Raw genomic sequence first — 7,916 nt, 5'->3', positions numbered from 1 at the left:
CGCCGGGGCCTGAAGCTGACCGTGCCGGTGGTGATCAACCCGTCATGGCCGCGCAAGGCCCAGCCGGTCGTGGTGCCGAGATCGAGGGCGAGGATGGTGGAAAGGGGAACAGGCGCCTGAACAGTGCGCCCGGTGGTGGTGGAGTTCTGGGTGTTCATGTTGAAGGCTCACGAATGGTGGGCCTTCGGCTTTGGTCGCCGCCAGAATATCCGGCCGGCCTCGAGCGAACAAGCAAAACCGCCCCTGGGGGAACAGATTTCGGGGCGTGTTGGCGTGTCACCACCTGTCACCACCTCGGATCAAGGTGGTGACAGAAAAAGTCGTTTGAAAACAACGTTGTCACCACTGTCACCACTGTCACCACCAAATTCTTTCCTACGTGTAAGGAAGTCGGCATATGAGGTGAAACACACATCTATACAGGAAGGGAAAGAATTTGGCCGTTCAGGTGGTGACAGTGGTGACACGATTGAATTAAAAGGATTTTTTCCGTCACCACCCAGGGTGCAAGGTGGTGACAGATCCGAGGTGGTGACAGCTCGGCAGCGCCCGGTCATATCCGGTCATTCAATTGAATTACTTGACCTGCTGTCTGGAAATTCGAATTAGCAACGGCGGTGTCGCGCAGTTGGTGGAAATTTGTGGACGGCGTAATCTCCAACAAAACTTCCAGACGGCAGGTTACAGTACATCATCCTGATCTTGGAATTTGGTTTTCTCTTGTCGTCATGCGTCGTTCCGTGCGTCTGGACAGAAAGCGCGCGCCCAGCACAGCAATGGTTCCGGCGGCGGTTCCAAAGCCGAGATACAGGGTGTCGAATTGGAACCGCGATATCCCAATCCAACCCCAAACGTAGAACACATGTTCCAGTGCCATGCCAAAGAGCGGCAGAAAGGCGGTGGCGGCAGAATAGTTTTGCGATCCGACCAGCCGAATCGAGGCAAAGGCTAGCACCATCGACGGCGCCCGAAGAAAGACGCCCACCAACGCGCCGAATACCAGCATCTGCCAATCCCAGATCTGCGGCGAAAGGCCGGCTTGGGCCAACCGCACCACCAGGAACATCCCAGCGGTGACAAGAAGTACGGCACCGGTGAAGCCAAGCCGCACGCTAGCGTCGACCGAATGGTTGTCGGGATGTCTCTCGGCGAGGATGGTCATGGCGGTAACGCAGATCGTGTTAGCAAGCACCAGTATCAGAGCTAGATCCCGCAACCCGCCATCCAGCGATTGCAACAGCGTCCCAGCGCAGCCCAGCACGATCAGGTGGCCAATGATTTCACCCCGCCCGGGCGGCCGGGCAAAAACGACCCAGGCTGCCAGCGTCACCGCTGTCAGGCTGATTGCCCCCATGATCCCTGCTTCCAGCACACTTAGCATCGCAAGCAGCGCGGTATAGGCTGAGGCCGACAATACGCGGAACAAGCCGATGATCCATGTTGTCGGCTTCCGGAAACTGGCTCGAGCCAAGGACAGCCGGCCGCTGATGAGCAGTAGCACCAGCCCGCCGGTGGTCAATTGAATGAAGCTGAACCCCCAAGGGTCGATCTTGAAGCGTATCAGGATCACGCGGCTGATCGCGCTCAGCAGGGCCCAAGACAGCACGGCTCCCAGTGAAACCACCCAACCACGATGCATCTGAAAAACCTTTCCGCAAATTGTTTGAACAATTTAATCGGAAAATGCGCAGGGAGCCTATCCCAAGAGATTTTAACGCGAGGAACGGATTCGTTCCGGAAAAGAGTTGATCGTGAGGCGAATTGTTACGCGACAATCAGACTTCACCGCCCGTTCGCATGCTGCGGAAGCAATCGATTATCCATAGCGATACCAGTCGGATCGACGGGTTCTGTGCCAGGTTCGGACTGACCTTCAGCCAGTATTCGGCGCGCAGTTCCGGGATTGTATTCGACAGACGCGTTACACCCGGCGCCTCGTCGCCTATGAAGCAAGGAAGCACTGCGGCTCCTATCCCGGTCGAAGCACCGACCAGCATGAGATCGGTATTCGTCATCCTTGCCACCGGCCCCCGACCATTCATGAAATTCTGAAGCCATTGCATGGTGACGTAATCTTGCTGTTCCTCGACAAAACCTAGCCACGGCAGCGCCGAGAGTTCGGTATCGGCAAGCGGTGCTGTCTGACCTCTCAGCAGATCCGGGGATCCATACAAGGCACAGTTGATGGCACCCACGCGGCGGGTCAACTCGCTGCCGGTGGCGGGCAATCCATGGTGTAGACTCAGATCTGGGCTTCGGTCGGCCTTGGGTGAGGACCGACCGCTCAGCACGAACTCGATCTTTGGCTGGCTGGAAAGTAGATGCAGCCCGCGCACGATGACCGCCGCCGCCCATTCCCCGGCCTCGACCCGCACCGTCTCGGACAACCCCTGCGACAGCCTGAGGGCACCTTGTTCGACCCGCAGTGCCGCGGTTTCCACAGCGCGCGCATCGGGCAGCAACAATGCTCCGGCCTCTGTCAAATGATGGCCCTCACGCGTTCGCTCGAACAGAGGGATACCTATTTCGGCTTCCAACCGTTTCAGCCGCCTGGCAATGGTTGGCTGGGTTACCTCCAGCATATTGGCCGCCTGCCGCAGATTGCTGCGTTTTGCCACCGCTAGAAATGCTCGGAGATCTTCCCAATCCATGAAACAAATCTCTATCGAAAACCAGGTTAAAGGTAAATATTTGTCGAGATGAACCGCCCACCCACATCGCGCAAAAGCCGGCCATTTCCTACCCGCCGGAGAAACTACACTACCGCATCCCAATAGCAGCCTCCTGCACTGAGATATTCAACCGCCCTCCAAATCAACCCCGTTCGCAGAGGTCTCTCCAACAACATTTCCAGGCGGCAGGTTACAGTACCTTCAATCGTTCTAACGCGGAATGCGGTCTCGGCTCCGGCCAAGCGCCTCAAGAGTTTTCTTGAGACCGTCTTGCGTGATCAAGACCTCCGTCGGGCCATTTGCAAACAGGCCGCTTCGCACGTGCCGAATATAGGCGCGTGGTTGGCCGACACCGGTGTAGCGATAGAGGTACCCCGCGTCGATCAAGCGCCCAAGAAGGTATTCGGGCGAGACGCGCAGGCAACGCGCCGCGCTCTGCAGGCTCAAACCTGCTTTGCAATCTTGCGATAGCGCCATTCGCGTCCCTCTCCTGTCCGACGTTGATATCGCTCCCATTGCCTTGATTTCAGCCAGGCTCCCACGCGCATCTGGTCCAGCTTGGTCCATTTTGCCGGCTCAATTCCAAGTGCGCCCTCGAGGATTTCCCCCACAGAAACATCCCTGATCGGGTGGACGCGCTCGAACTCTTCATCCTGCCAGTCATCAACGCCAGCGTATCCCTTGTTGACGCTCTTTACCTCATGCGTCAGCCAGCGATCTATCAGCCCGTCCCAGGCGTCGGCCTGATAGCGGCGATCCTGTTCCTCACGGGCCGTGGCCAGAAGATCGGGGTCATCGATCCACCAGATCGCGCCGGCGCGGAAGCGGTGGACGGCCTCGGCCCAGAGCTGGTCGCGATCGCGTGCGAGCGCCGCGATGTCGATAGTTCCGCAGCGCAGGGGCCAGAAACGCCGGTTACCGGTCTCGTCGCGCAGATAGGTGTCGGGGTTCACGGTGCCGGCGAACACGCATTGGCGCGGTACCTCGACGGTGTAGCGACCGTAAGGCGGGCGAAAGCGGTCGGTGGTGCGGGTGAGGAATGCCTTGATGCGCGAGACCTCGGCGCGACCGATGGCGTCGAGTTCGGCGATCTCGACAATCCAGACCCCCTGCATGTGCAGCGCGGCGTCTTTCGAGCCCAGATCCGGCAACTCGTCGGTAAACCAGTCCTCGCCCGCCAGCACCTTGAGCGCGGTGGACTTGCGCGCGCCCTGCGGACCTTCGAGGATCAGCATGTGGTCGGCCTTGACGCCGGGCCGGTAGATGCGGGCGACCGCCGAGATCAGCCAGAGGGCGCCGATGGTGTGGTGGAACGGCGTGGGCTCGGCGCCGAGATAGGCGCTGGTCCAGGTCTCAATCCGGGGCGAGCCGTCCCATTTCAGGGTGTCGAGCCAGTCGCGGACGGGGTGGATGCGGATTTCGCGGGCGACGGCACCGACGGCGCGGCCGACCACGGCGGGGGCCACGTTGATGCCGCGCAGCTGCAACCATTCGGCGGTGCGCGTGTCGTCGGCATCCTCCCAGGGGCGCGGGAATGCGGAGGACGCCGTGTCCCAGGGCAGCGGCTGACGCACGACGATGCCCTGGGCGAACTCGTCGAAGGCCAGCACGCCGGCGAAGGCCGGGTCGGAGGAGAGCGCGGTGATGACATTGGCCTCGTTGCGCTCGGGCGTGCCGGCCATGTCGAGCAGCAGGCGGTTGAACCACAAGGGCTTCGGAATCCGGGCGTTGGGATCGCCGGTTGCATTTACGCGCCGGCGCAACTCGCCAAGCTGTTTTTCGAGGATGGCGACACCGATGCCGGTGGCCCCCTTGATGCGCGAGAGGATCTGACGCTCGGGCAAGGGCTCGAGCCGCGCAAGCGCGATGCGGCCGAGCAACCGCCCCAGAGCTTCGATATCAGGCGGGTTGGTAAGGGCCTCGGCAGCGGCACTCAACGTGCCCGGATCGTCGGTGGCGGGAACGACGGGCGCTGTCTCGGCCTCATCTTCAGCAGGGGCATCGGCAGAGGCGTCAATTTCATCGGCCGTTCGCGCGTAATCCCCGGCCTTTGCCCCACGTATCAGATCGTCGTTGAAGTCATCGCCATTGAGCGGCAGGACGATCTCGTTCGCAATGTCCGCAAGGTTCAGCCGGTCCGCGAGCATGGCTGCCGCCTGACGACCGGCATCGCCCGCATCGGCGAATATGGTAACCCGGCGGGTGCCCTCGGGCCACTGGAACCGGGCCAGCCCATCGGCCGAGAGCGCAGCCCAGACAGGGGTTCCGAACAGCGCATGCGCGGCCAGTGCGGTCTCGATGCCTTCGGCGATACCGATATGGCCATCTTCAGGGAACGGGAACAGCCGAACGGCGGCGCCCCTGACCGAGCCCAACATCTTCTTGCCGGCGGGTGCCTTCGCTCTGCCATCGTCGAGCAGGAAGGTCCGGTGGATGCCTGGTGCGGGATCGCCGTTCACCAGGCGCGGAATGGCCACCAGCCCCGGCCAGCCGCGGCGGCTGTCGAAGTCCGCGAGATCCGGATGAAACAGAAGATCGGGAGATTTGGGATCAGTGAGACCCCGGGTGCGGAGATAGGCTTCGCCCGGGGTGCCGGCGAGGGGAACCGTGCCTGCGATGATCCGAGCGACCTCGGTGGAATGATCTGGCTTCGGGCGCGGCGCAGCCCTGGGGGCCGGAAGTTCCATTCGCGCCAGACGCGCCGCCTCGTCATAAAGCGCGCCATCGCATAGTCCCGATGCCTGCGCGATCAGGTCAATGGGCCCCGCACGCTCGCCGGTGGCATGATCGAACCCCCAGCCGGCATAGGGCCCATCGAGATGGATGACGCAGGAGCCCTCTTTCCTTGGCGGGCGACCGGAAAGATCGGCGCAGCGCAGGGATCGACCATCGTGCGTGAGCCGCGCCTCGGGGAAGAGAGCAGGCAGCCAGTTGGCAGCTGTTGCGGCCAGCCGGTCGCGGATGGCGCCGAGGTCATGGCGGCCGCGTGGGGTTGGAACATCGTTGAGATCGATCATCGCGCCCCCTCAGGCCAGAAGCACCAGCCCGCGCTCGGCACGGGTGATCGCGGTATAGAGCCAGCGGCGGCGGTCAAGCTCGGTACGCCCGAGCCCGTCATCCCATACGATGACATTCTCCCATTGCGACCCTTGCGCCTTGTGGGCGGTGATCGCCCAGCCGAAGGTCGCCTCGGTCAGACGCTTCTTGGCGCGCCAGTCGCGATCGTGACGGCGCCTGTCAAACGCGATGTGGTCCTCGAAATGCCCCTTGTAGATCCGCAGGCGGCCCGGGCGTCCCTCGGCGTCGAGCGGGCCGATGCGCCGGCCATCCTCATCGGTCACGATGGCCGAGAAATAGAGGCTGCCTTCGTCAACGATGTCCTCGAGCGTGACGAACATCCCGTTGATCAGACCGAGGTCGTTCTGGTTCTTCAGGCAGATGATCTTCTCACCCGGACCCGTCGGCAGGAACGAGCCGCCAAAGCCTGCCGCCGCCCGCATGGCGTTGTTGAGCTGCAGCCGCGTGGCGTTCATCCCGCAGATCAGCTGACCGCCACGCAGCGCCTGTTCGGGCGTGATATCGCCCTTGCGCAGCTTGGCGACATGGGTGTCGTAGGTTCCGAAGCCGATCGGCTCGCCCTTGCGCGCCATGGTCGCCAGCCGGATGATCGCGCTTTCCGCGGCCTGGCGGTGGATCTCGGTCAGCATCACGTCGGGCGCATCACGGGTGAAGGCGCCTTCGCCCTTGATCGGCGGCAACTGTCCCGGGTCGCCAAGCACCAGGATCGGCTTGCCGAAACTCATCAGATCACGCGCCATCTCTTCGCCCACCATCGACACCTCGTCGAGCACGATGAGACGGGCGTCCGCCGCATCGCTCTGCGGGTTCAGCGCGAAACGGGGGTGTTTCATGGCCGAGAGCGCCTGGCGCATGGCCTCGATCCCGGCTTCGGCCGTGGTGCGCTCGAACCCGGTCAGGCGGCGCGCGGTATCCTCCGCCTCGCGGATTTTCCGCGCGGCGGCCTCGATCTCTTCCTCGGTGGCCTCAATCGCGGAATAGATCAGGCTGTGAATGGTGCGCGCAGATGTCCCCTTGCGGGTCAGCACCAGCGCGGCCTTGCCGGTGAAGGTGGCGGTGACCACGCCGGGAATGCATGTCCCATCCTTCGCGCTGCGGTGGGGCGACAGGCCCAACTCGTCGAGCGCGAACTTCAGCACCGTACTCTTCCCCGATCCGGCATGCCCGAAGAGGCGAAACACCTGCTGCTCTTGGGTGCGGGTTTCGAACCATTCCCTGATTGCGCGGATCGCTGCCGCCTGTGCGGGCGACGGGGTGAAGTCTGTCATTATTCGCTGGCCTCCACTCTGTAATCCTTCACGACGCCGCCCCGGGTTGGATCCCCAACCTCGCATTGACGCACGAACACGCGGCGGCCACCCGGCAACTGGCGCCAATGGCCACGCCGGATGTGCCAGCGGGGCGATGCATGGGTGCCGCCCTGTGGCGTGCTCACTGCACGCAGGCGATCGGGGTTGATCGAGACCTGATGCCAGACCCACCCGTGCACGCCGTCCCGGGACAGGCGGGCGCGCCTGGGCCGCGACAGCTTGCGGTCGCGGATTTCCGGCGCCGCACCGAGGATCGTCAGGGCGCGCCAGACGATGCCGGCGGCAACCTCGCCGTGACCGCGGACCGTTCCCTCGTTTCGCTCAGTCGGGTTGCCCTCGATCTCGGCCTTGCCGTCAGGATGCATCCAGACCCGCACCAAAGCGTCCGTCCATCCGTTCGGCGCGCGCTTTCGCATGAGGAACACCGCGTCGACGATGTCCTTGTTCTGCCGCGCGCAGACGATCAGGCCAGATGGCGACGGGCCCTGCTCGCGCACTTCGAAGATCACGGTCGGGTGCGGCAGGCGGATTGGGCCGGTCAGAACGCGGGGCATCGCGCGGTCAACATCCTCGCTGTCGAAGGCGGCCTGATCGCCGAAGAAGTAGATCGGCGCGAACTCGGCCACTCCAAGCAGGTCGGAGCACCAGAATCGTTCGCGATGGGCGCGCAGGATGCGCTTGAGTTCATAGGCGTCCGGGGTCATGGTCGCTCACTCCAGCACTTGTCCGCCCAGGCGCAGGGCGCATGCCACTTACCGGCCGCCATGCCACCACGGCAGAGAACGGCCGTGGGTTCGGCGGCGGCACGCGGCAGGCATTCCCCGGCCTCGGATGCGCGGACCACGGCAACGGCGCG

7 protein-coding genes are annotated in these 7,916 nt (G+C 63.2%); 1 reads left to right on the top strand and 6 read right to left on the bottom strand.

The features are described 5' to 3' along the window. Positions 1–150 precede the first annotated feature (150 nt). Positions 151–609, top strand: coding sequence for a hypothetical protein (locus MVC20_RS08170; RefSeq protein ID WP_297540219.1), 459 nt, complete (start codon positions 151–153; stop codon positions 607–609). A gap of 82 nt (positions 610–691) precedes the next feature. On the opposite strand, the gene MVC20_RS08165 is transcribed toward MVC20_RS08170, so the two are convergent. From MVC20_RS08165 to MVC20_RS08140, 6 genes are all read right to left on the bottom strand, one after another. Beyond that, on the bottom strand, positions 692–1,639 hold the full coding sequence (locus tag MVC20_RS08165) for a hypothetical protein (RefSeq protein ID WP_297540217.1): 948 nt from the start codon (positions 1,637–1,639) through the stop codon (positions 692–694). Positions 1,640–1,775: 136 nt separating this feature from the next. After that, positions 1,776–2,651, bottom strand: coding sequence for a LysR family transcriptional regulator (locus tag MVC20_RS08160; RefSeq protein WP_297540215.1), 876 nt, complete (start codon positions 2,649–2,651; stop codon positions 1,776–1,778). A 231-nt stretch (positions 2,652–2,882) separates the two neighbouring features. Beyond that, on the bottom strand, positions 2,883–3,119 hold the full coding sequence (locus tag MVC20_RS08155; RefSeq protein ID WP_297540213.1) for a hypothetical protein: 237 nt from the start codon (positions 3,117–3,119) through the stop codon (positions 2,883–2,885). Continuing rightward, the gene (locus MVC20_RS08150) at positions 3,116–5,689 is read right to left on the bottom strand and encodes a VapE domain-containing protein (RefSeq protein ID WP_297540211.1); all 2,574 of its coding nucleotides are present in this window, start codon (positions 5,687–5,689) and stop codon (positions 3,116–3,118) included. The genes MVC20_RS08155 and MVC20_RS08150 overlap by 4 nt, the downstream gene beginning before the upstream one ends. Before the next feature lie 9 nt (positions 5,690–5,698). After that, on the bottom strand, positions 5,699–7,018 hold the full coding sequence (locus tag MVC20_RS08145) for an AAA family ATPase (protein WP_297540209.1): 1,320 nt from the start codon (positions 7,016–7,018) through the stop codon (positions 5,699–5,701). Next, on the bottom strand, positions 7,018–7,764 hold the full coding sequence (locus MVC20_RS08140) for a hypothetical protein (RefSeq protein ID WP_297540207.1): 747 nt from the start codon (positions 7,762–7,764) through the stop codon (positions 7,018–7,020). The genes MVC20_RS08145 and MVC20_RS08140 overlap by 1 nt, the downstream gene beginning before the upstream one ends. Positions 7,765–7,916 lie beyond the last annotated feature (152 nt).

It is taken from the genome of Roseovarius sp. (assembly GCF_027019125.1).
Classification (GTDB): domain Bacteria; phylum Pseudomonadota; class Alphaproteobacteria; order Rhodobacterales; family Rhodobacteraceae; genus Roseovarius.
Note: the sequence above shows the minus strand (reverse complement) of the source record. Positions and strands in the feature narration are given on the sequence as shown.

Excerpts from the sequence above, each read along its gene's own strand:
- MVC20_RS08165 (WP_297540217.1), bottom strand. The coding sequence starts at position 1,639 with ATGCATCGTGGTTGGGTGGTTTCACTGGGAGCCGTGCTGTCTTGGGCC.
- MVC20_RS08160 (WP_297540215.1), bottom strand. The coding sequence starts at position 2,651 with ATGGATTGGGAAGATCTCCGAGCATTTCTAGCGGTGGCAAAACGCAGC.
- MVC20_RS08150 (WP_297540211.1), bottom strand. The coding sequence starts at position 5,689 with ATGATCGATCTCAACGATGTTCCAACCCCACGCGGCCGCCATGACCTC.
- MVC20_RS08145 (WP_297540209.1), bottom strand. The coding sequence starts at position 7,018 with ATGACAGACTTCACCCCGTCGCCCGCACAGGCGGCAGCGATCCGCGCA.
- MVC20_RS08140 (WP_297540207.1), bottom strand. The coding sequence starts at position 7,764 with ATGACCCCGGACGCCTATGAACTCAAGCGCATCCTGCGCGCCCATCGC.